The organism is Gordonia oleivorans (genome assembly GCF_040044975.1).
In the GTDB taxonomy this organism is placed as follows: domain Bacteria; phylum Actinomycetota; class Actinomycetes; order Mycobacteriales; family Mycobacteriaceae; genus Gordonia; species Gordonia oleivorans.
On the sequence record NZ_JBDZDI010000006.1, the window covers coordinates 108,697 to 132,847 of the forward strand.

The 24,151-nt window shown below is 66.5% G+C and carries 21 protein-coding genes; 10 read left to right on the top strand and 11 right to left on the bottom strand.

Annotation, left to right across the window (positions count from 1 at the left end; translation table 11 throughout):
* Positions 1 to 117 precede the first annotated feature (117 nt).
* Together ABLE92_RS11970 and ABLE92_RS11975 are read right to left on the bottom strand one after the other, a co-directional pair.
* On the bottom strand, positions 118 to 1,500 hold the full coding sequence (locus ABLE92_RS11970) for a putative glycoside hydrolase (protein ID WP_348804984.1): 1,383 nt from the start codon (positions 1,498 to 1,500) through the stop codon (positions 118 to 120).
* Positions 1,497 to 2,807, bottom strand: coding sequence for a phenylacetate--CoA ligase family protein (locus ABLE92_RS11975; protein ID WP_348804985.1), 1,311 nt, complete (start codon positions 2,805 to 2,807; stop codon positions 1,497 to 1,499). Before ABLE92_RS11975 ends, ABLE92_RS11970 begins: the two co-directional genes overlap by 4 nt.
* A 150-nt stretch (positions 2,808 to 2,957) precedes the next feature.
* Here ABLE92_RS11975 and ABLE92_RS11980 point away from each other — a divergent pair, with 150 nt between their 5' ends.
* The 4 genes from ABLE92_RS11980 to ABLE92_RS11995 all read left to right on the top strand — a co-directional run bounded on the left by ABLE92_RS11980 (position 2,958) and on the right by ABLE92_RS11995 (position 8,094).
* On the top strand, positions 2,958 to 5,138 hold the full coding sequence (locus tag ABLE92_RS11980; protein ID WP_348804986.1) for a heparinase II/III family protein: 2,181 nt from the start codon (positions 2,958 to 2,960) through the stop codon (positions 5,136 to 5,138).
* A gap of 78 nt (positions 5,139 to 5,216) precedes the next feature.
* Entirely contained in the window at positions 5,217 to 6,560 is a 1,344-nt protein-coding gene (locus ABLE92_RS11985; protein WP_348804987.1) for a nucleotide sugar dehydrogenase, read from the top strand.
* Complete coding sequence (locus ABLE92_RS11990) at positions 6,554 to 7,582, top strand: glycosyltransferase family 2 protein (protein WP_348804988.1); 1,029 nt, start codon at positions 6,554 to 6,556, stop codon at positions 7,580 to 7,582. Before ABLE92_RS11985 ends, ABLE92_RS11990 begins: the two co-directional genes overlap by 7 nt.
* Positions 7,579 to 8,094, top strand: a complete 516-nt coding sequence (locus ABLE92_RS11995; protein ID WP_348804989.1) for a DUF3558 family protein — start codon at positions 7,579 to 7,581, stop codon at positions 8,092 to 8,094. The genes ABLE92_RS11990 and ABLE92_RS11995 overlap by 4 nt, the downstream gene beginning before the upstream one ends.
* Positions 8,095 to 9,039: 945 nt before the next feature.
* Here the strand turns inward: ABLE92_RS11995 and ABLE92_RS12000 are convergent.
* Together ABLE92_RS12000 and ABLE92_RS12005 are read right to left on the bottom strand one after the other, a co-directional pair.
* Complete coding sequence (locus tag ABLE92_RS12000; protein WP_348804990.1) at positions 9,040 to 10,374, bottom strand: glutamate-1-semialdehyde 2,1-aminomutase; 1,335 nt, start codon at positions 10,372 to 10,374, stop codon at positions 9,040 to 9,042.
* A complete protein-coding gene (locus ABLE92_RS12005; RefSeq protein ID WP_348804991.1) occupies positions 10,374 to 11,513 on the bottom strand; it encodes a class I SAM-dependent methyltransferase in 1,140 nt (379 codons plus the stop codon). The genes ABLE92_RS12000 and ABLE92_RS12005 overlap by 1 nt, the downstream gene beginning before the upstream one ends.
* 29 nt (positions 11,514 to 11,542) lie before the next feature.
* On the opposite strand from ABLE92_RS12005, the gene ABLE92_RS12010 reads away from it, so the two are divergent.
* Positions 11,543 to 12,106 carry a dTDP-4-dehydrorhamnose 3,5-epimerase family protein gene (locus tag ABLE92_RS12010; protein ID WP_496560792.1) on the top strand — a complete coding sequence of 188 codons (564 nt, stop codon included), beginning with the start codon at positions 11,543 to 11,545 and terminating at the stop codon, positions 12,104 to 12,106.
* A 12-nt stretch (positions 12,107 to 12,118) separates the two neighbouring features.
* Here ABLE92_RS12010 and ABLE92_RS12015 read toward each other — a convergent pair whose 3' ends face one another.
* The 5 genes from ABLE92_RS12015 to ABLE92_RS12035 are packed head-to-tail and all read right to left on the bottom strand — an operon-like array spanning position 12,119 to position 17,269.
* On the bottom strand, positions 12,119 to 13,159 hold the full coding sequence (locus tag ABLE92_RS12015) for an NAD-dependent epimerase/dehydratase family protein (protein ID WP_348804993.1): 1,041 nt from the start codon (positions 13,157 to 13,159) through the stop codon (positions 12,119 to 12,121).
* A gap of 1 nt (position 13,160) precedes the next feature.
* Positions 13,161 to 13,811 carry a PIG-L deacetylase family protein gene (locus ABLE92_RS12020; RefSeq protein ID WP_348804994.1) on the bottom strand — a complete coding sequence of 217 codons (651 nt, stop codon included), beginning with the start codon at positions 13,809 to 13,811 and terminating at the stop codon, positions 13,161 to 13,163.
* A complete protein-coding gene (locus ABLE92_RS12025) occupies positions 13,808 to 14,596 on the bottom strand; it encodes a glycosyltransferase family protein (RefSeq protein WP_348804995.1) in 789 nt (262 codons plus the stop codon). Before ABLE92_RS12025 ends, ABLE92_RS12020 begins: the two co-directional genes overlap by 4 nt.
* Positions 14,597 to 14,627: 31 nt before the next feature.
* Positions 14,628 to 15,866 (bottom strand): methyltransferase domain-containing protein, encoded by a 1,239-nt coding sequence (locus ABLE92_RS12030; protein WP_348805121.1) that lies wholly within the window; start codon positions 15,864 to 15,866, stop codon positions 14,628 to 14,630.
* Between the two features lie 2 nt (positions 15,867 to 15,868).
* A complete protein-coding gene (locus ABLE92_RS12035; RefSeq protein WP_348804996.1) occupies positions 15,869 to 17,269 on the bottom strand; it encodes a sugar transferase in 1,401 nt (466 codons plus the stop codon).
* Positions 17,270 to 17,811: 542 nt separating this feature from the next.
* On the opposite strand from ABLE92_RS12035, the gene ABLE92_RS12040 reads away from it, so the two are divergent.
* Together ABLE92_RS12040 and ABLE92_RS12045 are read left to right on the top strand one after the other, a co-directional pair.
* Positions 17,812 to 18,774 carry a 1,4-dihydroxy-2-naphthoyl-CoA synthase gene (locus ABLE92_RS12040; RefSeq protein WP_348804997.1) on the top strand — a complete coding sequence of 321 codons (963 nt, stop codon included), beginning with the start codon at positions 17,812 to 17,814 and terminating at the stop codon, positions 18,772 to 18,774.
* Positions 18,775 to 18,790: 16 nt separating this feature from the next.
* Entirely contained in the window at positions 18,791 to 19,366 is a 576-nt protein-coding gene (locus ABLE92_RS12045) for a YdcF family protein (RefSeq protein WP_348804998.1), read from the top strand.
* A gap of 13 nt (positions 19,367 to 19,379) precedes the next feature.
* On the opposite strand, the gene ABLE92_RS12050 is transcribed toward ABLE92_RS12045, so the two are convergent.
* Positions 19,380 to 20,585: an EAL domain-containing protein gene (locus ABLE92_RS12050; RefSeq protein ID WP_348804999.1), complete on the bottom strand. Its 1,206-nt coding sequence runs from the start codon at positions 20,583 to 20,585 to the stop codon at positions 19,380 to 19,382.
* Positions 20,586 to 20,781: 196 nt separating this feature from the next.
* Positions 20,782 to 21,840 (bottom strand): LLM class F420-dependent oxidoreductase, encoded by a 1,059-nt coding sequence (locus ABLE92_RS12055; protein WP_348805000.1) that lies wholly within the window; start codon positions 21,838 to 21,840, stop codon positions 20,782 to 20,784.
* Positions 21,841 to 22,053: 213 nt separating this feature from the next.
* Between ABLE92_RS12055 and ABLE92_RS12060 the strand changes: the two genes are divergently transcribed.
* The 3 genes from ABLE92_RS12060 to ABLE92_RS12070 are packed head-to-tail and all read left to right on the top strand — an operon-like array spanning position 22,054 to position 23,997.
* A complete protein-coding gene (locus ABLE92_RS12060) occupies positions 22,054 to 23,304 on the top strand; it encodes an inorganic phosphate transporter (protein ID WP_348805001.1) in 1,251 nt (416 codons plus the stop codon).
* Positions 23,305 to 23,343: 39 nt separating this feature from the next.
* A complete protein-coding gene (locus ABLE92_RS12065; protein WP_348805002.1) occupies positions 23,344 to 23,631 on the top strand; it encodes a hypothetical protein in 288 nt (95 codons plus the stop codon).
* A 54-nt stretch (positions 23,632 to 23,685) separates the two neighbouring features.
* On the top strand, positions 23,686 to 23,997 hold the full coding sequence (locus ABLE92_RS12070) for a DUF3349 domain-containing protein (protein WP_348805003.1): 312 nt from the start codon (positions 23,686 to 23,688) through the stop codon (positions 23,995 to 23,997).
* Positions 23,998 to 24,151 lie beyond the last annotated feature (154 nt).

A 24,151-nucleotide genomic window follows, 5' to 3' on the forward strand; every position in this document is an offset into this window, starting at 1 on the left:
AAGCCCCCTTCCGTCGGTCGAGGTGCGAGGAGCGCCAGCCGCCGCGTTGAGCTCCGTCGAAACGACGAGCCTCGAGACCACCGCAACCCGCGCTGGAAGCCACCCAGCGCCCAGCCTCTACCGCACCAAGACGACACCATCACGCGCACCGATCGCCACCCGCTGCACCGACCGCCCGTTGTTGACCACCGGATCCTGAGTTCCCTTGAGGTGGCGGTACGGTCGCTCGAGGTCGATGCTCACCGGTTCATCCGTCGTGTTCACCAGCACGATGCCGTGATCAAAGTCGCGTCGGTACACGCCTTCTCGTGGTGAGCCGGTCCCCGTTGACGTCCGCGCCGACAGCGCGGCCATGTCCGGATCGGCGACGATCGGCTTGCCCAGGTAGCCGCGGCCGAGACCACCACCGTCCAATTCGTCGTAGTAGCGAACCTGGCCGTAGTCGGCGCCCATCGGCGCCCACCAGCCGTTCTGCAGCAGGGTCAACGTCAGGAACAGTCGCGCACGGGCATACCTCGACGTCGCGGGTCCCCGGACGGAGTCGATGGTCATCCCGACGATCGGTTGGTGAAGCTGCGACGACGTCTGTGCCGCAACATAAGCCGTGAGGTCGTCGTCGATCGACCGATCGGCCAGCGGGTCGGCGAAACTCTCGAACACCCGGCCGTTCAACCGTTGCTCGCTCAGGGTGCGATCACCGTTGGCGATGAGGATCGCATTTCCCATGCGGGACCGCATGATCCGTTCGGCGCTGCTGAGTCCGCGATCCAGCGGCCCGCCGGGTCCCATGATCTCGTCGGCCGGTTCATCCTTCCCATCGCCGTCGATATCCCACGCAGCGGCGTCGGCGGTGTAGATCCGTTCGGCCCACACGTCGAGAAACACCCCGTCCCACAGCCCGGTGTCCCAGATCTGATCCACCACGAAGTTCGCCGCGTACTCGGCGTAGGTCTGCCCGTTGACCCGCGGCGCCTGGTCGGTGAGGTTGGTCATCACGTGACCGGGCCACTCGTGCACCGGTTTTCCCGACGCGGTGTAGGACAACCACTGTCGCGGAAATCGGCTCGTGGTGGAGTTGCTGAACTGCCACAGGGTGTACGCGTTCTGCCAGTACCCGCGGGACCCGGTCCGCGGCATCTTGTCCACCAGATTCACATACGCCAACAGGATGATTCCCGGGTGCCGGGATCGCAGGTCGGCGAAGAAGCTGCGCGGCAGCCGGTTCTGCCATTCGGCGTCGACGACGACGATGTCGTATCGGGCCAGCGCGTCGAGCGTCGGCAGCTTGTCCTGATCGAGGACATACGTTGCGGTGCGCGGAAATTCCGGGCTGATGACCTGCGTCTGCGCGGTATCGGCCACCGACGCCGTCGACGATCCGACCGTCGCCCTCCACGATGACTGCGCACCGCCACCCCCACACGCCGACAGCCCCAGCACCAGCGCGGTCAGCACCGCCGGCACCGGTCCCCATCGACGCATGAAGCGCGGACGCGTCATCGTCCGCCGATCACCACGGCAGGTTTGAGCTTCCCGCTCGCCGGACGTGGGATGGACTCGAGTTCCCGAATGGTCACCTGTTGTCCGGCACCGAAATACGTGGCGACGTTGTCGTGGATCTGCGCGGCGATCTCCACCCGGTCATACCCGCGGCCGGGCACCACCCGCACCTCGAACTCGCCCGGCGCCAGTTGCGCGATCTGCACCTCCCGCAGCCCGACAAGATCGTCGACGATGGTGGCGGGCAACGGCAACGGCCGACCATCGATGGTGTGGAAGGCATCCTCGCTGCGCCCGTCGATACTCCCGATCTGCGGAAACGCCCGACCACACGGACACGGTGTCGTGGGCGTCGGCCCCACCTCGTCCCCGGTGCGGTACCGCAACAACGGAAAACCGTAGTTGTGCAACGCGGTCCCGACGATCTCCCACCGATCGGCGGCCCCGGGCACCGGCAGCAACTCGACGATCCCGTAGTCGCTGAACACATGGTGGCCACCGGCTTCGCAATTGCCGGTGAGGGCAACACGTTCGGTCTGGCCGTAGTGATCGACGATCGGCCCGACGAACACCTCCCGCATCAGGTCACGTTGCCGCGCACTCATCACCTCCGACGAGGTGATCAGCGCCCGCACCGGGAGACGGCGCCCCCGTTCGGCCAGCAGTGCCGCGAGCAGCGTGATGCTCGACGGCCAGCCCTCGATGGCGTCCGGGCGGAAATCCTCGATCGCCGTGACGATCTCGTCGAGGCGATCGGCGGTCAGGTTGTAGCTGGACACCAACAGTTGACGGGCACCGGGAACCTCCCGGGTCACCGCGCCGTCGGTACCACCGGCCCAGCCGCGCAGAATCACCCGACGCGCCGACCGCGGCAACCCGAACCAACCCCATTGTCGTTCCAGCGCACCGAGTTCATACACCGACGACCCGGGCGTGCGGTACACCGTGACCGCCTTACCGCTGGTACCGCTGGAATGCGACCGCCACATCACGCTCGCCGGATACACCCGGAAGTCGTCGGGCCGTTCGACCAGGTCATCGCGTGTGATCAGCGGCAACAACGCCAAGTCGTCCAGCGTCTGAATCGCCCCCGGTTCGATGCTGTTGTCACGAAACCACTTCCGATAGAACGGTGACCGACGGGCCGCAACCGCCACCACGGCACGTAGCCGTCGCTCCTGGTATCGGCGTAACTCGGCCTCGTCGGCGTTCGCCATCCGCGACAACGTCACACCCGAACTGATCCGCAGCGGATGTGCCCGCCGCAGACGATACTTGAGACTTTGCGATCCCCCCGGTGGTGCCATAGCACTCCCCTATGCCGTTATAGTCATGTACTCGAGATGTGTGAGTTCGGATGTCGCCCATCCGCCACACAGTCGGCGTTCCCCCCGCTGACCTCACTGAGACTACCGTGTCGCCGTCGTCTTGCGCGATACCTGTACGAGGGGAAGCCGATGTCCAGATTGTCCTGGTACGCCGATCGGTTGCGTTCGATGTCGCCGGCCGAAATCGGTTGGCGGGTCGTCACCACCGCGCGGTCACGGTCACCGCTGCCGACCCGACCCGCGCGCCTGACCGCGCAGGAGTGGGGCGCCGCGCACGCCGCATTCCGTGCCGGGCACAATCGTCCGATCCTGCTCGACCGCGCCCGCGCGCAACGCATCGCCCGCGAACATCCCCGCGACACCGCGGCATTGATCGCCGCCGCCGACGACGCGGTGGCGCTGCGTTTCGGCTGGTTCGGTTATCCAACTGCGCAACTGGCCACCCCCGTCGACTGGAATCACGATCCCGTCGCCGATGTCACCTGGCCCTCGATCGCTGCGTCGCGGATCGATCACCGCACCGCCGGCGGCGACGTCAAGTGGATCTGGGAACTCAACCGGCTCCAGCACCTCCCGTGGCTCGCCCAGGCATGGCTGATCACCGGTGACGATGTCTACGCCAACGCGGCGTTCGCGCAACTCGATTCGTGGATCGCCCAGAACCCACCCGGCACCGGGATCGCGTGGCGCGGCGGTTTCGAGGCCGGGGTGCGCGCGATCTCGGTGGCGATCGCCCTGCAGGGCCTGCGTGAGAGTCCGCAGTTCACCGAGGACCGTTTCGTCGCTGCCGCCGGCATCCTCGCGGCGTCGGCGCAACGTTGCTGGGCCGGTCGCAGCCTGTTCAGTTCCGCCAACAATCACCTGATCGGGGAGATGGCCGGCCTGGCCACGGTGGCCCTGATCCTGCCGGACCTTCCGGATGCGCAGCGCTGGGAACGCAACGCGGTCCGCACCCTGATCACGCACGCCAACCGCCAGATCCTGCCCGACGGATCCGGCGCCGAGCAGGCCGTGGGCTACCAGATCTTCACCGCCGAACTCCTTCTCGTCGTCGCCCGCCTGATCGCGTTGCGCGACGGCACGGCGCCGCCGGCACTCACCGACGCCATCGGGCGCAGCACGCGATTCCTGGCCGCGACCGTCGGCACCGGAGATCCGGCCCCTCGCTACGGTGACGACGACGAGGGTTTCGCTCTGCGTCTCGACGCCGAACCGACCCGCACGGTACGCAGCCACCTCGCGATCGTCGGCCGCGCACTCGGCGATCGGACCCTCACCCGTCGCGGCACCGAATCACTCACCGGCGCATGGCTCGCCGATCCCCACGCGCCACACTCGGAAACCACGGTCCCGGACTCCTTCCACGCCCCCGACGCCGGGCTGGTGGTGCTGCGCAGTGGCCGTCGACGCCTCACCATGGACGTGGGACCGCTCGGCTTCCTTTCGATCGCCGCCCACGGGCACGCCGACGCCCTGTCGATCACCCTCGCCGACGACGGTCGGGAGATCATCACCGATCCGGGCGCCGGCAGCTACTACGGCACCCCGCAGCGCCGAACGGTTCACCGCGGCACCCGGGTTCATGCGACGGTCACCGTCGACGGCGCCGACCAGTCGGTGATCGGCGGCCCGTTCCTGTGGAATGACCACGCGGCGGTGCGCATTCGGTCCGTGGATCTCGAGGCTGGCATCGTCGACGCCGAACACGACGGTTACCAGCGACTTTCGCAGCCGGTCACGCATCGGCGTTGGCTGATCGCCGCACCCGACCGCCCCGAGATCGTCGTCGTCGACCTGCTGACCGGCACCGGATCCCACCGTGCGACGGTGTCGTGGCCGCTGGCGCCGTCGATCCACGCCGACACCGTCGCCGCCACGGATGGTGACGAGACCGGCGCCGCGGCTGCCACACTCACCGATCCCCGCGATCGGCAGGCTGGCACCCATCACCTGGTCACCGCCGCCACCACACCGCTGCGCACCGAGGTTCACCGCGGTGATCCCGCATCGCATCTGGGGTGGTGGAGCGAACGCCTCGAGAAGGCGATACCGGCAACCCTGCTGGGCATGTCCGGCCACGCGGAGTTACCGATCGCGATGGTGAGTGTGCTCACGCCGGACGAGCCGGTGACCGAACTCACCATCCGCCAGAACACCGATTTGTCCGAGTTTCCACAAGAAAACTTGGTGATTGACTGGCGTTTTCACGCGCAAAGCCATAGCCTGGACATTGCCATCGCCAAGGACGGAGTCGTGTTGGGGGACACGAGGGGACCCGGAATTCGCGAGCGGGCCGTCGGATCGACGTGACTCGACGGGGGGACATCACAAACATATATGGGGGGAACCTTGACGGTTCACGTTGACGACACACGCGCTGAGGTGCATGTGTCGAACAGTGTGGTGGGGGCCGCACGACTCAGCATTGTGGGACTCGGCTATGTCGGGTGCGTATCTGCGGCATGCTTTGCGCAGCGCGGCTTCCCGGTGATCGGGGTGGACGCCAACCCGGAGAAGGTCGAGTTCGTACGACGCGGAAAAGCGCCGGTTGTGGAGGAACTGATCGGCGAATTGACTGCCGAACAGGTCAATTCGGGTCGACTGACGGTCTCGGCCGACACTTCCGCGGCGGTCGCGGCTACCGACATCACCCTGGTGTGTGTCGGCACGCCGTCCGCGCCGAACGGGGCATTGAGCACCGCCTACCTCGAACGCGCCACCGAGGAGATCGGCGCCGCCCTCGCCGGCAAGGACGCCTGGCACGTCGTCGTCTATCGCAGCACCATGGTGCCCGGGACGTGCGAGAACCTGCTGATCCCGATCCTGGAGCGGACCTCCGGCAAACGCGTTGGCGTCGACTTCGGCGTCTGCGTCAACCCGGAGTTCCTGCGTGAGGGCACCAGCGTGCGTGACTTCAACGAACCCCCGAAAACCGTGGTCGGGCAGTCTGATTCGCGCAGTGGTGCGATGGTGGAGGCCATCTACGACGGGCTGCCGGGGCCGCGGTTCCGGGTGCCGATCGCGGTCGCGGAGATGATGAAGTACGTCGACAACAGCTTCCACGCCCTCAAGGCCGGTTTCGCCAACGAGGTCGGCGCCATCTGCGCCTCCCTCGGCATCGATTCGCACGAGGTGATGGACATCTTCCTCGCCGACACCAAACTCAACATCAGCCCGGCGTATCTGCGTCCCGGATTCGCCTTCGGCGGTTCGTGTCTGCCGAAGGACGTTCGCGCCCTGACCCACGTGGCCCGCCGCAACGACGTCGAGGTGCCGGTGTTGTCGAATCTGTTGTTCTCCAACGAGGCTCACCTGCGGCGCGCCGTCGAGGCGATCATGCGTCAGCACAAACGCAAGATCGGCATCTTCGGACTGTCGTTCAAACCGGGCACCGACGACCTGCGGGAAAGCCCGCTCGTGGAGCTGGCCGAACGTCTGTTGGGCAAGGGTTTTGACGTCAAGATCTTCGACAGCAACGTCAACCTGTCCCGCCTGATGGGCGCCAACCGCGCCTACATCGAGGAACGGTTGCCGCACCTGGGTGAACTGCTGACCGGTGATCTGTCCGCGGTCGCCGAGCACGCCGAGGTCCTCGTCATCGGATCGCAGGATCCGCAGGTGTCCTACATGCTCAGCACCCTCGACGATGACCGCCTGGTGCTCGACCTGGTGCGGGTACCCGAGGCGCACGGCCGTCGGGACCGGTTGAACTACACCGGAATCGCGTGGTGAGTGCCCGGCTGTCGTTTCTCACGACGGCGTGGGGAACTGAAGATCTCATCGGCGCGACCATCGAGTCCGTGCAGGCCCAGACCTGCCCGGACTGGGAGCTTGTCGTCGTCGACAACGGCGAATCCGACGCGATGGCCGAGGTCGTCGGGCGGTATGCCGCCGACGATGCGCGGATCTGTCTGGTGCGCCAGCCCAATCGGGGTTATCGCGGCGGCGTGATGACCGCGGCGGGCGCCGCTTCGGGGGAGTTCGTGTGCGTCCTCGACAGCGACGACATGCTGCTCCCCCGGTTCGTCGAGCGGGTGCTCGCGGTGTTCGACGCGGAGCCCGGCGTCGCGGCGGTCGGCGTGGATGCCCACCGTTTCGGCGAACCCGATGTGTCGGTGAATCTTCCGGTCGACTACATGGCGTCGGTCGGTGTGCATCACCCGCCGTCCGCGGACACGCCGCTGACCCTGGTGGACGTGCTCTCCGGGTGCGTCCCCTACTACTGCGCCGCCATCCGCCGCTCGGCATGGGATGCCGTCGAGGGATACGACCCGCAGGGCACCGGAATGCCCGATGTCGACGAGTCGGTCATCATCTGGTGCCGGCTGGTGCGCGATTTCGATGTGCGTCTCCTGCCGGAGGCGTTGGCGCGGTACCGACTCCGGTCGGATTCGTTGTCACGAGACCCGGCCCGGGTGGAGCGATTCGAGAACGAACTGATGCGGTCCTTTCAGGCGGGTGCGGGGACGTCACTGTCCGCCGAGGAGGCGGCCGCATTGGATTCGACCCTGCGTCGGCTCCGGTATCAGCAGCAGATCCGACGATCCCGCCACGCCCTCCTCGACGGTGATGCCGCGGCCGCCAGAATCGCTGCCCGCGAAGCCTTCCGACTGCGTCGAACCGCGCGCGCCGGAACCATCTACGCCGGCTTGTGCGTCGCACCGGGCGCGCTGACCCGCATCCACCCGGCCAAGCAGGCCATCACCGCGCGCACCGAGGTCGCGTTGGGTCGCCTCCGGAAGAGTTCGGCATGACCTATCCGACGATTCTCCGCCGCGCCACCGGAGCCGTTCTCGCCATCCCGGTGGCGACGGCTTTGGCGGCCTGCGGATCATCGTCGGACACCGCGTCCGAATCGTCGGCGCCGGCGATCTCCGATCCGTGTACCGCCGTCGGCGACAACCTGATGCGCGAACTCGACCTCAACCCGGCAACCCGCACACCCGTCGCCCCGGCGGCCACCGAGACCAGCGCCTGTGAGGTCTCGTCCTCGGACACGACCGTGCGTCTCTCCCAGTCGACGACCACCTTCGAGGCGTACCGGGACTCCCATCAGGGCAACCTCATCGGCGTCAACGTCAATCAACGCCCGGCCGTCATCGTCCGCAGCCAATCACAATGCACCCTGGCGATGAAGGACAACGCCGGAATCACCTCGCTGCGAGTCACCGTCAGCGTCACCGCCCTCGAATGGGGCATGAACCCCTGCGGCCACATCGAGTCCTACGCCACCACCATCGAGCCGACGATCCCGCCGCTCGCATAGCTCCCGCTGGCCGAGTGCGCCGCTCGAGCGGAGCGAGCTCGTCGCGTATCGAGGCCACCCCGCCGGCCGAGTGCCGACGCCACCTCCCGCTGGTCGAGGAGCGAGGAGCGCAAGCGACGAGCCTCGAGACCACCGCAGCCCGACAACCTGACCCGCCCAACGACTCCCAGCCCCATCTCACCGGGTCTCGACACGGGCTCCGTTTCGACGGAGCTCAACGCGGCGGCTGGCGCTCCGCCCGGCTCGACCAACAAATGAAAGCCCATCACAGCGGGTGGTCACCTCGCCGGCCCAGACCCGACGCAACCCCCGCTGGCCGAGTGCCGACGAGCTTGCGCGTCGGTGTATCCGCCGGGCCGAGCTTGTCGAGGTCGAGGCCACCCCCGCCAGCCGAGTGCCGACGCCACTTCCCGCTGGCCGACTGCCGACGCCCCTCCCGCTGGTCGAGGAGCGAGGAGCGCAAGCGACGAGCCTCGAGACCACCGAAAGCCGACAACCCGACCCGCCCAACAACTCCCAGCCCCACCCCACCGGGTCTCGACACGGCTCGTCGTTTCGACGGAGCTCAACGCGGCGGCTTGCGCTCCGCCCGGCTCGACCAACGAATGAAAGCCCACCACAGCGGGCGGTCACCTCGCCGGCCCAGACCCGACGCAACCCCCGCCGGCCGACGCAACCCCGCTGACCGAGTGCCGACGCCCCTCCCGCTGGTCGAGGAGCGAGGAGCGCAAGCGACGAGCCTCGAGACCTCCGAAAGCCGACAACCTCACCCGCCCAGAATGTCCCAGCCCCATCTCACCGGGTCTCGACACGGGCTCCGCTGGCGCTCCGCCCGGCTCGACCAACGGATGAACGCTCGACACGGCTCGTCGTTTCGACGGAGCTCAACGCGGCGGCTTGCGCTCCTCACCGGCTCGACCAACGGATGGACCCCGCCGGCCGACGTCACAACCTCCGCGGCTCGGCCTTGGCGCGTAACGCCGGCGCGACGGGCCGACCGTTGAGCAGACCCTCCACCGAACCCGCCTCCAGTGCTTTGCGATACGCGGGTAATGCGCCTCGCACGGCGTCGATGGTGTCGTCGATGTCGCGGTCGGTATGCGCGGCGGAGGTGATGAACGATTGCCCGAGCACACCGCGCGTGATGAGCTCCTGCAGGAACAACGTCCGGAACTCCTGCGACGGTGCGCCCGTGTGGTCGCGGGTCAGGAAGATCAGGCATGACGGCCGGCCGACGGCCTGGAGGTACTCGCCGATCCCGAACTCGGCGGCAATCTCGTTCACCCCGAACGCGAGTCGACGCCCCGCCGCCTCCATTCGTCGGATCGGATCGCCCTCCTCATACGCGCGCACCACCGCCCGGAACGCCGCCAATGATCCGGTTTCCGGGCCGTGCGTCGTCGACAGCAGAAACACGCGATCGGCGTCGGTGTTCAAACCGCCGAGTTCCATCAACTCCCTCCGCCCGGCCAACGCCGCGATCGGGAATCCGTTGCCCATCGCCTTACCCCAGCACGACAGGTCCGGGCGCACCCCGTACACCGACTGCGCGCCATGCTCCGACCACCGGAACCCGGTGATCATCTCGTCGAAGATCAGGACCGCGCCGTAACGATCACACAGCGCGCGGACACCTTCCAGGAACCCCGCCACCGGCTCCGCCATCGCCGTCGCCGCCTCCAGGATCACCGCGGCAATACCGTCGGGAAACCGCTCGAACTGCACGCGCAGCGAGTCGAGGTCGTTGTAGTCGAAGCGCACCACCGGGTCGGTGGCCGACGACGGAATGCCCGCGTTCATTCCGGTGGTTCCGATGAACCAGTCGTCGACGGAGAAGAACGGATGTGTACACGCCGCCACCCGCTCCCGCCCGGTCGCCGCACGCGCCAGCCGGATCGCCGCGGTCGTCGCATCGGAGCCGTTCTTGGCAAACTTCACCATGTCGGCGGTGGGCACCAACCGCAGAAAGTCCTCGGCGGCATCCACTTCCAACGTCGTCGGTCGCGAGAAGCTCATCCCCTCGAGCATCGCGGAGTACGCCGCGTCGATCACCGGCCGATACCCGTGTCCCAACGTCACCGACCGCAATCCGATGCCGTACTCGACGAACTCGTTGTCGTCTGCATCCCACACCCGAGCACCGTGACCGTGCACGATGATCGGCGCCATCAATTCCGGATACTGGTCGGCGGCACGAGCATACGTGTGCGCCCCACCCGGGACGAGTCGATGCAACTGTGCCTGAAGCTGATTGGAACGCTCGAAACTTCGCTCGGTCATCACACCTGCACCTCCCTGACATCACCGGAGACTCTCGTCCCGCCGGCGGTCGCGACACCGGTCCCGTTCAGATCGAGTCCGTCGACGTACCACCTCCCGGACAGTTCCGGATACCGTGTGCTCACCTCGTCGAGCAGGTCGGGCACCGTCAACAGGACTCGATCCGGTTGCGCCGCGATGAGTTCCTCCGGCGAGATGATCGGGATGTCGGTGCCGGGCATGCGCCGTCCCCGTTTCCCCGGGGACGCGTCGGCGACACCGGCCACCAGCGACGTGTCGGCCCCGGCACGATGGAATAGCGCCACCGCCCGCGACGCGGCGCCATACGCATACACCGACTCCCCGGCCCCACGCGCGGCCTCGAGCCACTCCCGTAGCACCGCCGTGTGTGCGTCGACGGCATCCTGCAAGGCCGTCGGGTCCATTCCCCGCAACACCGCGCTTTCGTAGTCGGCGATGGCGCGCAACGTCTCCGACGGCGCATGCACACCGAGACGTGCCGCCACCAGCACCGTCCCGCCGTAGAGGTCATAGCGCCACGCATCCACCGCCGACATCCCGCACACCCGCAGCAGAGTCGTCATCGACCGCAGCGAGTAGTAGGCGAAGTGCCCGTGCCGTAACGCATTCCATTGGCCTTCACGCATGATGGTCGCGAACGAGTGAAAGTGCATCAGGAGCACCCCATCCGGCGCGGTCGATGCGACGCGCCGGGCGAAGGCTGCCGCCTGGTCCGGCTCATGCATGATGCCCAACGAGTCGAGTACCACGTCGGCACAGTCGGATTCGACAAATCCCCGCTCCGCCAGTAACGGCAACCATGTCCCGCCGTGCGGGCTACCGAACTCCCGCACGGTCTGTCCCCGCAGATAGCCCGCTGCGGCGACGTCGGCAACCGCTGCCGCCGCCTGATCCCGCAGCGCCTGCGGCTCCACCCCCCGCGGCTCGGCGGTCACCGTGTCGTCGTCGGCGAGCTGCGCCAGACCACATGCCGCGCACCGATCCATCGCCAATGGATGCGATGTCTCCGCTGCGGTCACCGGCGCGGCCGCCAACGGAAAGTCATCGGCCGCCGGCACCTGTCCCAGATCCAGAATCCGTCGCAGTCCCCACGATCCGCATCCCCGGCACCATTTCATGCTCGATTCCTCCTGTCGCGCATGCCATCATGAAAGACGTGATCATCGACACCACCGATCTTGCCGACGTGCTGCTGATGCGGCCCACCCCATTCCGGGACGACCGCGGCCTGTTCACGCGCACCTTCGACGCCGAGATCTTCGACGAGACCCTCGGCCGCCCCGGTGCCGCAGCGCAGTTCCTGCAGGATTCCCAATCCCGTTCGGCGCAGGGCGTGATCCGCGGCATGCACGGGCGTTCCGGGCGTGGCGAGGCGAAACTCGTCCGCTGCGCGCACGGCGCGGTGCACGACGTCATCGTCGACATCCGCCCGGATTCCCCGACCTTCGGTGCGCAGCAGGCCTTCCTGCTCGACGACGTCGAGTTCGCCCATCTCTACATCCCTCCGGGTTTCCTGCACGGCTTCCAGGCGCTCAGCACGGTCGCCGATGTCTGCTACCGCATCGACCGGCCGCACGATCCGAGCGAGGACATCGGTGTCCACCACGCCGATGAGGACCTCGCGATCGCCTGGCCGCAGCCGATCACCACCGTGTCGGCACGCGACGCCGCGGCCGGCAGCTGGGCGACCCTGGTCACCCAGCTGCGCTGAGCCTCACCGCGGTCACGACATCACCCGCGCGACCGCACCCAGCCGTCGCATCGAGTCGTCGAGGACATCCGCGGCGCGCAGCCGCTCCAGGGTCGCCAGCCGCACGAACCGCTGCGTGAACGCCTCCTGGGTCAGCCCGTACTCGGTGTAGGCCTTGGCCAGTTCGGCGGCACCGTCGGCCACGCTCCACGCGGCGGTGAACCCGATCTCGTCGCGCGCCTTGCTGAAATCGACACGGTAGGAGCGGGTGTCGGCGCCCGTCTCCCCGGTGATGGCCAGCTTCGATCCGGGTACCGCGTCGACGACGTGTTCGGCGATCTGCGCGACCGTCAGATTGTTCACCTCGGTGCCGACGTTGTACGCCTGCCCCGACACCACGTCGGCCGGCGCGGTGAGGCATACCCGGAACGCCTCGGCGATGTCGCGGGCATGCACCAGCGGCCGCCACGGCGTGCCGTCGGAGAGCACCTTCACCTGCCCGGTGAGCACCGCATGCCCGACGAGATTGTTCAGCACGATGTCGGCGCGCAACCGCGGCGAGAAGCCGAATGCGGTGGCATTACGTAGGAACACCGGGGTGAAACCGGAGTCGGCGATCGCGGCGACGTCACCCTCGACGCGCACCTTGCTCTCCGCGTACGGCGTGACCGGCCGCAGCGGCGCGTCCTCGGCGACCAGACCGTCACCGGCGGCGCCGTACACCGAGCAGGTCGACGCGTACAGGAAGCGGGACACCCCAGCCTCTTTCGCGGCCTTCGCCAGCCGCACCGAGCCGTGATGGTTGATGTCGTGGGTGATTTCTGGCTCCAGCGAGCCCAGCGGGTCGTTACTCAACGCCGCCAGATGGATCACTGCGTCGAAGCCGACGAGGTCGGCAGGCTCGACGTCGCGCAGGTCCCGCGAGATCGACGGCGGGTCGTTCGGGTACGGGCCGAGGACGCTGTCCTCGAAATAGCCGTTGTCCAAACCGGTCACGTCGTGACCAGCCGCGGTAAGGATGGGCGCCATGACGGTGCCGAGGTAGCCCAGGTGGCCGGTGAGAAGTACGCGCACGTCAGTGTCCTCCGAAGTCGATGACGGTTTTCGCGACGACGAACGCCTCGGCGTAGCGGACGCGGCATTGCACACCGCGGATCCGCATGAGTCCCAGGAACGTCTCGTCGTCGAACCAATCCCGGTCCACCTGCGACGGATAGCACTTGTGCAGCAGCCGCACCTTGTCCAGCGCGGTCTCGGTGGTGACGGGATGGTAGTGGGTGGGTGTGGGAGTGTCGTTCTCCCACTTGATGATCTCGTAACCCAGGATCATCTGGTCGCGGAACTCGGTGGGTGCGAGTGTGGCGAGTTCCCGGTGATCCTGATGGGCGTCGTCGGGCTGGGTGGCGAACACCAGATCGGGCTCACACCCCCGACGGAACTGTGCCAGTGACTCTTTGAGTCGCTCCCAGTGCGCGGGTGTGCGCCCGTCCGGCAGGTCACCGATGTGCACGTGCAGGTCGGCGTCGGGACAGAACTCGCCGAGCGCCTCGGTTTCTTCTGCCGCCCTGTCGGTTTGGGCTCCGGTGGCGACGAAGACCCGCACCCGCAGGCCGGGGTGGGCGCGGCACAGCGTCAGCAGTGTCGCACCCATCCCGATGGCGATGTCGTCGCAATGTGCTCCGAGCACCGCGATTTCGCGCAACGCGCCGAATCGCGAAGCGATCACGCGGGAACCGTTTCGTGATCCCACAGCATCCACGGCCGTTCACCGCGGTGGTAGGCGGCCTCGAGTTCGGCGCGTTCTTTGAAGGTGTCGGCCGGTTTCCAGAATCCGGCGTGCTTGTATCCGAACAGGCGGCCCTCCTTGGCGAGGGTGCCGCACGCATCCTCGACGAGGTCCCCACCCTCGGGCAGCAGGTCGAACACTTCCTGGCTGAGCACGAAGAATCCGCCGTTCTCCCAGATCGGCAGCTTCGACACGGCGGTGATGCCGCCGACGTGACCGTCCTCGGAGATGTCGACGCAGTGGAAGGAGGACTGCGGTGGCACGATCAACATCGAAGCAGCACAACCGGATTGCTGGAACTTGTCGACGATGACGTCCATCGGCGCGTCGGAGAGCACGTCGGCGTAGTTGGCCAGGAAGTACTCGTCGCCGTCGAGGAACGGACGGACCCGACGCAGCCGCTCGCCGATCGCCGACTCCAGGCCGGTGTCGACGAAGGTGATCGACCAGTCCTTGATGTCGGAGTCGAGGAGTTTCACCTCGCCGCCGTCGATGACGAAGTCGTTCGACGCGGTCTCGCGATAATTCAGGAAGTAGTCCTTGATGTGCGTGGCACCGTAGCCCAGGCACAGGATGAACTCGCGATGCCCGAAATGCGCGTAATACCGCATCACATGCCAGATCAGCGGACGCGGCCCCACCATCTGCATCGGCTTGGGCACCGGATCATCGGAGCTGTTGCGCATCCGCATCCCGTATCCCCCACAGAACAAGACGACCTTCATGATTGCTCCCCCTCGGAGTCGATAGTGTCCGCTACCCGGCGAATTCCGGTGTAACTGTGTGCAATTCAGGCAGCGGATACACCAGCCGCCCTCCCCATTCCCCCACGAAACGCAGCTGCTCGGTGATCTCAGCCTCGAGATTCCACGGCAGCACCAGCACCACATCGGGCCGGTCCTTCTCGATCTGCACCGGATCCAGGATCGGAATCCGGGTGCCCGGCGTGAATCGGCCGTGCTTGTACGGGTTGCGATCGACGGTGTACTCCACCAGATCCGGTCGTATCCCGCAGTAATTGAGAAGCGTGTTGCCCTTTCCGGGCGCGCCGTAGCCGACGACCTTGAGTCCCTGTGCGCGGCAGTCGAGCAGGAACCGCAGCAGATTCTGCCGCAGGCTCTCGGTGTGTGCGGCCAGGCCCAGATAGCCGGTCACGTCATGCAATCCGTCGGCCTCTTCGGCGGCGAGCACCTCCGCCACCCGCGGCGACGGTTCGCCGGCCGCCTCGTCGGGCCGCGCCCAGACCCGGATCGAACCACCATGCGTGGTAAGCAATTCCACGTCGACGACGCGCAGTCCGGCGGTCGCCAGCGCCCGCGCCGCCGACAGCACCGTGTAGTACTGGAAGTGTTCGTGATAGATCGTGTCGAACTGCCCGAGCGTCACCAGGTTTCGGGCGTGATGCACCTCGATGCTCAACCAGCCGTCGTCGGCCATCAACCCACGCAGTCCCTGGGTGAATCCCAGCAGATCGGGGATGTGCGCGTACACGTTGTTGGCCACCACCAGATCCGCCGGTCCGTGCTCGGCGCGGACCCCTAGCGCGGTGTCGACACCGAGAAACGCGGTCTCGGTGGGCACCCCGACCGTGCGGGCGGCCTCGCCGACGTTGACCGACGGTTCGATTCCCAGGCACCGGATTCCGCGGTCTACGGCGTGCCGCAGCAGGTACCCGTCGTTGCTGGCCACCTCGACGACGAACGACTTGTCGTCGAGCCCAAGACGTTCGGCGGTGTCGTCGACGAACGACTTGGCGTGCGCCACCCAACTGTCGGAGTACGACGAGAAGTACGCGTACTCGGTGAAGGTGTCTTCCGGGGTGATCAGCGCCGGGATCTGCAGCAGCAGGCAGTCCTCGCACAGCCGAAGATGCAGCGGGAACGTGTTTTCCGGCTCGTCGAGGTTCGCCGGCGTCAGGAAACGCTCACACGGCGGGGTTGCGCCGAGGTCGAGGACGCTGCGCATCCGCTCCGACCCGCACAGACGACAGTGCAACATCAGTAGGCACCTTCCTTGGTCACAACGGCTTTGACGGTGCGCCACAGGATTGCGGCGTCGCCCATGATCGACCAGTTCTCCACGTAGGACAGGTCGAGGTGAACCGACTCCTCCCACGACAGGTTGGAGCGTCCCGATACCTGCCACAGTCCGGTCATTCCGGGCTTGACGAGCATGCGCCTCGCGACGCGACCGTCGTAGAGTTCGACTTCCTCGGGCAGCGGCGGCCGCGGACCGACCAGACTCATCGTCCCACCGAGCACATTGAGCAACTGGGGTAGCTCGTCGATGCTGTAGCGGCGCAGCAGTTTCCCGAAGCGGGTGACGCGCGGGTCGTCGTGGATCTTGAACAGCACACCGGAGCCCTCGTTCTGATCGAGGAGTTCCTGCTTGCGCAGTTCCGCATCGCGGTACATCGACCGGAACTTCCACATCCGGAACGGTGCGTTGCCCATGCCGACGCGTGTCGCACGGTAGAACACCGGTCCGGGCGAGTCGAGTTTGATCAGCAGCGCGATCAGTGCCAGCACCGGCGCGATCAGCAGCATCATGACGGTGGCGCCGCCCCGGTCGACGAGGGCTTTCCGGAACCGGGTGGCGGCCTCGTACTGCGGTTTGTCGATGTGCAGCAACGGCAATCCGGCGACCGGGCGCACCATCATGCGTGGGCCGGCGATGTCGGTGATGCCCGGCGACACCATCATCGAGACACCGACCTTCTCCAGGTCCCAGGACAGCTCCCGCATTCCGGCATGTCCGAGGGCTTCCGCCGAGGTCACCGCGACCACGGAGGCGCCACACGCCTGCACGGCAGCACCGACGTCGTCGAAGTCTCCGAAGACGCCGATCTCGGCGTCGTCAACGATCAGAGCGGTCTCGGCCGGCCGCATACGCGCGGTCGGCAGGCACGCCCCGGCGACGTGCAGACCGAGTTCGGGGCGGGCAACCAGATGACTGATGAGGTGTGTGGCGGAGCGGGTTTCGCCGACGACGAGGACTCGCTCGATGAAGTCACCGTCGGATCGTCGGCGCGCCAGCCACTTTCGCCACAGCCAGCGCGATACCAGCAGGGCCACCGTGCCGACGGGCAGCGCCATCGCGAAGAATCCGCGCGAGACGTCGAGTTGCAGGGCGAGCGCCAGTATCGCCAGCACTCCGAACACCGACAGCGACGCCGAGACCACGCGACTGTATTCCACTGAGCCCGAACCGATCACCCGTCGATCCAGCGTCTGGTAGACGCGCAGTGCCACCATCCAGGCCACGATCAAGCAGATCGAGATCGCCGTAACCGGCAATCCCGCCGAACCCGACGGCTCGGTGTCGAAACCGAACCGCACCGACTGCGCCACGAACACCACCGCGGTGATCGCGATGAAATCCGTCCAGCCGAGCGCCATCGCATAACGCCGTAACACGTCCGCCGAAACTGACTGTGCAGCAGACGAATTCAACCACCGCAGGTGCTGTGCGCGCGTCTTTCCCCCCGTCGTCTCCCGCGCAGAAGACGACGCCGTAGGCGTCACTATAGATCTCCCCCTCAAGAAGAATCACTTGTCCCGGCCCGTCATCATCACTTCGCAGCCCCCCAGCCGCGTCCCCACCGTGATGAGAAAAGCCAAGCAGAAATGTACTCCTTTGAACGGCCCGAGGCAATAGAACCGACAGCTCGCACCGGCCGCCGCGCCCACTGACAGCGCTGTCTCGAGAATCCGCGGGGCACGAGGGAATTCACGTTGGTCCTCCGGCCCGTCTGCCCATTTCTAGACATTCTGCGAGTAGAGATTCGGCAAAAGCCCAGGTCGCGGGGGTGGGTGTACTCGGCGAATGTCTAGAAATGGGCACGGGGTGTGCTCGACCTGCGAGATTCGTGTGCGTCCGCCGTCAACGGAGAAGAGAGCGCCGTCAACGCCACCCCATCCGTCCCCGATAACCTGTCTGCATGAGCACCGCAGCGGCGCAGTCGCAACCGTTCGACCCGACCCAGTGGGCAACCGTCCCCGGATTCGACGACCTCACCGACATCACCTATCACCGGCACGTCGGTGCGGGTCGAGCGAACGGCATCGTGCGGATCGCGTTCGACCGCCCGGAGGTGCGCAACGCGTTCCGGCCCCACACCGTAGACGAGCTCTATCGCACCCTCGATCATGCGCGCCGCAGCCCCGACGTCGGCACCATCCTGCTCACCGGCAACGGGCCGAGTCCCAAGGACGGCGGTTGGGCCTTCTGCAGCGGCGGTGACCAGCGAATTCGGGGTCGCTCCGGCTACCAGTACGCCACCAGCCACGACAGCGACGTCACCGCCGCCGGGGCGCACACCGTCGACGAGGCCCGCGTCAAGGCCGAGGGCGGTCGGCTGCACATCCTCGAGGTGCAGCGCCTGATCCGCACCATGCCCAAGGTGGTCATCGCCGTCGTCAACGGATGGGCGGCCGGCGGCGGTCATTCCCTGCACGTCGTCTGCGACCTCACCCTCGCCTCCCGCGAACACGCCCGGTTCAAGCAGACCGACGCCGACGTCGGCTCCTTCGACGCCGGGTACGGCAGCGCCTACCTCGCCAAGCAGGTCGGCCAGAAGTTCGCCCGCGAGATCTTCTTCCTCGGCGAGTCCTACGACGCGGAGACGATGCACCGGATGGGGGCGGTCAACCGCGTCGCCGACCACGCCGAGCTGGAGACCACCGCCATCGAGTGGGCGCGCGCCATCAACGGCAAATCGCCCACCGCACAACGCATGTTGAAGTTCGCGTTCAACCTCGCCGACGACGGACTGATGGGTCAGCAGGTGTTCGCCGGTGAGGCCACCCGCCTGGCCTACATGACCGACGAAGCGGTCGAGGGCCGAGATGCCTTCCTGGAGAAGCGTTCTCCGGACTGGGACGCGTTCCCCTACTACTACTGACCCACGCCGACCACGTATGCTGCGCCGACTCCTGATCACCCTGATCGTCATCGTCGTCGGAGGGCTCACCGCCTTCTACGGCCTGGGCTACCAACTGTTCTACCGGGATCACTCCGATCAGCTGCGTCACGTCGACGCGATCGTCGTGCTCGGCGGCGAGCACGACGGTCGCGAGGACTACGGAATCCAGCTGGCGCGTGAGGGTTACGCGAACACGGTGGTCATCTCCAACCCGGAACTGGCCATCCCGCCGGAGTACCTCGAAGGCACGTATCAGTTGATGCAACGCGTATGTTCCTCCAGCACAGCGCAAATCGAGGTGATCTGCTTCGCACCCAACCCGTCGACGACGCGCGGTGAGGCGATGGAGGTGCAGCGACTTGCCGCCGAACGCAATTGGCACTCGGTGATGGTCATCAGCTGGCGCTACCACATGGTGCGCGCCCGCTACATCTTCGGCCAGTGCTTCGACGGTCAGACCGTCATGAAACCCGTCCCACGTTCATACACAAGCAATTTCGGTTTCTGGACCAAGGAATTCGCCTACCAGTACACCGCACTGGGCAAGGCCGCGATGCTCGGCTGCGACTGACGCAGCAGAACACTCACCCCTTCAACGACCCCAACGCCGCCGGCCGCCCGAACAGATAGCCCTGGGCGTAATCGAAACCCAGCGTATTGAGGATCGGGATCAACTCGGGCGATTCCACTCCCTCGGCGACGGTCCGCAGTCCGGTGGCCTGCGCGAGGTCGCAAATGGTACGGGTGATCGCCACCGCGACCGGATCGACGAGTAGCTTGCACACCAACGCGATATCGACCTTGAGCACCGCGATCGGCAGATCCTTGATGTAGCTCAGGGCGGAGTATCCGGCACCGAGGTCGTCGATGCACACGGTGCAGCCGACCGCGCCGAGCTGCTCGATGGTGCGGCCCGCCTGACTCGGCCGGCGGATGATCTCGTCCTCACGCACCTCGACCCAGATCCGGTCGAGGGCGATCCCCTTCTCGGCGGCCGCATCGACGATCGCGTCCACACATCGCGGGTCCAGGAGCTGACGCTCCGACAGATTGATCGCGACGAAGGCCTTGGGGCAGTGGTTGGCGATGGCGCCCGAGGCGAGCGCCGACACCGCGGTCGCCAACGAGTCCCGCGTCACCGGACGCAGCAGCGCCGTCTCCTCCAGAAACGGGAAGAAGGCCGACGGGCCGTACAATTGCCCGCCCGAGCCGTACCACCGCAACAGGGCTTCATACCCGGCCACCTCACCGTCGCCGAGGGAGACGATCGGCTGGTAGTGCACCCGGAAGTCGCTCGGCGTGGCGCGGGCGAGCAGCTTCATCTGGGCGGCCTCGTCGTCGGTGACCGCGATGAGTGCGTCGTCGACCACCACGACCCGCGACGCCGACCTCAACGTCCGCGACAGCCCTCGATGCCCGAAGCGCACGAGCTCGCCCCAACTCACGGCTTCTGTCAGCATCCAGGCACCGACCACACCGAGGCGGACGTCGACATAGTTTGGCCGCTCGCCCGTGTCGATGAGAATTGCCCCCGCCTCGAAGCGACTCCGCAGCGCATCCAGTGCACCCGGTCCGCCGTGCGGGATCAGCAGCGCGAACCTCGTCGTCGACAGTTCGACGACGGTCACCTCCGCATCGATCGCCGACACGGTCTCGTCGATGTGCCGACGCGCCACGGCAACGGCAGCGGAATGCCCCAGCGTGGACGCCAGCCGATACATGGGATCGACCTTGATGACCGCCACCACCGCGTCGGGCGTCGGCTCACCGACGACCCGCTCACGCTCCATGACTCCGCCTGCCCCCTGTGTTCCGGCCGCCGCCGCGCGCCACGACGCTAAACCCGAATGATTCCACGCCGCAGAACGCTTCGCACAACCGACTACCCGATTGACCACCGATTTCGCAAAGTCAGAAAGCCGCAATGTGGTTCACCGCTCGGGGCCGTGGCGAAATGGGTCAGGCGATCCATCCGACGGCCCACCGTCAGCCGAAGATCCCGGCGAGCTGCTCCATGTCGGAAACCCGCTCGGCATGGGTGGGCGCCAACGGCCCGGCCAGCACGACGGTGACACCGGCGTTGCGGAATGCCTCGACGCGCTCGGCCACCAACGACTTCGGGCCGATGAGACTCATCGCCCGCACCAGGTCGTCAGGCACCGCCGCGGCCGCCTCGGCCTTCTTACCGTCGAGATAGAGGTCCTGGATCTCCTTGGCCGCGTCGGCGTAGCCGTAGCGCACGGCGAGGGTGTTGTAGAAGTTCTTGCCGCGCGCACCCATGCCGCCGATATAGAGGGCGGCGTGATTGCGCACATGCTGCATGGCCCGCTCGATCTCGTCGGCGTCCTCGGAGATGCGCGCACTGGCCCCGACGACGATGCCGAGGTCGGGCAGCGCCGGATCACGCTTGGCCTTCCCCGCCGCGAGGGGCTCACCGAAGGCCAGGTCGACGTATTCGGGATGGAACAGGAAGGGCTGGAACTCCTCGAACATCTCCGCGGCCAGTTCGGTGTTCTTCGGCCCGATGGCGGCCAGCAGCATCGGAATGCGATCGCGCACAGGATGATTGATGATCTTCAGCGGCTTGCCCAGGCCGGTGCCGCCGTCCTCCTTGGTCAGCGGGAGTTTGTAGTACTTGCCCTGATAATCCGACTTCTCCCGCCGCCAGATCTTGCGGCAGATGTCGGCATGCTCGCGGGCCCGCCCCACCGGGTAGTCGTACTTGACGCCGTGGAAGCCCTCGATCACCTGCGGCCCGGACGCGCCGATGCCGAGGATGAACCGTCCGCCGCTGATGTAGTCCATGCCGGCCGCGGTCATCGCGAGGTTGGTGGGGGTGCGCGAGAACATCGGCAGGATGCCGGTCTGCAGTTCCATCGTCTCGGTCTTGGCGGCGATGTAGCCGAGCTGACTGACCGCGTCGAAGCTGTAGGCCTCGGGCACGGAGATCCGTGCGACACCGGCCTTCTCGAAGTCGACGAGGTTGTTGATGGTCTCGCGGAAGTCGCCCGCGTAATTGATCGGCATACCCAGCTTCAGCGTCATGCCCGGATTCTTCCACACCGTTTCCCGACGACGACACGCCCGTACGATCGCTCGGTCGCGTCACTCCTGGTATACCCAGGGGGGCAATTAGATGAACAGTTGGTGAACAGGCGCGCTTACCGGGTGAACTCGCAGGTCAAACCGCTATCACGATCGGATCCAGATGAGCCGAAGTTTAGGCGGATCGCCCCTGAGAGCCGCATGATAATCCGCATGAGCGGAGAGATGCTGATACTTGTGCTGCTGATCATCACGGCACTCGGCTTCGACTTCACGAACGGCTTCCACGACACGGGCAATGCCATGGCGACATCGATCGCCACCGGCGCACTCAAGCCCAAGGTCGCCGTCGGGATTTCGGCCATTCTGAACCTGGTGGGTGCGTTCCTCTCGGTCGAGGTCGCTGCCACCATCACCAAGGGCATTCTGAACCTCCAACAGACCACGGGGCCCGACAGCGGCGATCTGGTCGCGGGCATCAGCGCCACGACAGCATTGTTGATCATCTTCGCCGGCCTCATCGGCGGCATCCTGTGGAATCTGTTCACCTGGCTGTTCGGCCTGCCGTCGAGCTCGTCGCACGCCCTGTTCGGTGGCCTCATCGGTTCCGGCATCGCCGCCCTCGGCCTGTCGGGCATCAACTGGACCGGCGTGTGGACCAAGATCATCCTGCCCGGTCTGATGGCACCGATCATCGCCTGCATCGTCGCGACCTGCGGCACCTGGCTGATCTTCGCGATCACCAAGAAGATCGCCGAATCCCACAAGGAAGCCGGTTTCCGGTACGGCCAGATCGCCTCGGCGTCGCTGGTCTCCCTCGCCCACGGCACCGGTGACGCCCAGAAGACGATGGGTGTCATCGCGATGGCCCTGATCGCCACCGGTCACCTCGAGGCCTCCAGCGTCAGCCACGGCCTGCCGTTCTGGATCGTGTTCACCTGCGCCGGCGCCATCGCGCTGGGCACCTACCTCGGCGGCTGGCGCATCATCCGCACCCTCGGCAAGGGCCTCGTCGAGATCACCTCGCCGCAGGGTATGGCCGCCGAGGCCAGCTCCGCCGCGATCATCCTGACCAGCTCGGCCGCCGGTATGGCGCTGTCGACGACGCAGGTCGCCACGGGTTCGATCCTCGGTTCGGGTGTCGGCAAGAAGGGCGCCCAGGTCCGCTGGGCCGTCGCCGGCCGCATGGCCGTCGCCTGGGTCACCACCCTGCCGGCCGCCGGCATCGTCGGCGCCGTCTGCTTCGGCATCGCGCACCTGCTGGGCAACGTGCTCGGCGCGCTGGTCATCTTCGCCATACTGATCGCCCTGTCGGTGTTCATGTGGTACCGCGCGCAGCAGAACAAGGTCGACTCGAACAACGTCAATGCCGAATGGGACGAGAGCACCAACTCGATCATCCCGGCCGAGATGAACACCGAGTCCGTCGACACCACCAAGCCCGGCTCGACTCCGGTCGCCTGAACCCCGTCATCTCCTGACCAGTAAGGACACTGGAATCCCATGACAACTCTCGAAGCGATCGGCAAGGTCCTGATCGTCGGATTGATCTTCGGTGCGGGACTGCCGGCCCTGTTCGCGGTGGGACTACGCGTGCACGCCGCCGGCATGGGTGACGCCAACGCCGACGGCTCCGTCACCGCCCCCAACCCGTTCCTCAAAGCGGTCGGTTACCTGTTCTTCGCCATCGTGATCGCCGCCATCGTGTTCGGCATCCTGTGGATCACCCGGCAGACGCTCAACTACTACTTCGACATCAAGATCTTCCCCGAGTGGGCCTACAAGAAGTAGTTCGACCGTCCACGTCGTCCGCCCGAGTCATCGACTGATCCGCAAGAGGACTTGATGAGTAACACCTCGCTGTTCGAATCCGCCGTCAACTGGATTCGCAAGGGGTACCCGGAAGGCATCTCGCCCACCGAGTTCCCGCCGCTGCTGGCCTTGCTCATCCGCACGCTGAATGAGGAGCAGGTCACCGACGTCGCGCTGCGCCTGGCCCGTGAACACGATCTCGATCGGCCGTTGTCGGAGACCGACATCGCCGACGCGATCGCCAAGGTCACCTCGGAGATTCCGACCGACGACGAGATCAATCAGGTGGCCGGTCGTCTGGCCGCCGCCGGGTGGCCGCTGTCGCACCCGACCGCGAACGTCTGAGCGCCTCGCCCGACATTCCGACACGCCAGAACCCGGCCGACCTCGCATCGAGGCGGCCGGGTTCGGCTATGTGAACCGAACATGGCGATCACCGTGCTGCCCCCTACAATCGCGACAGGGGGCAGTCGGGAGTCGTCCGATGAAGAGAGGTGGT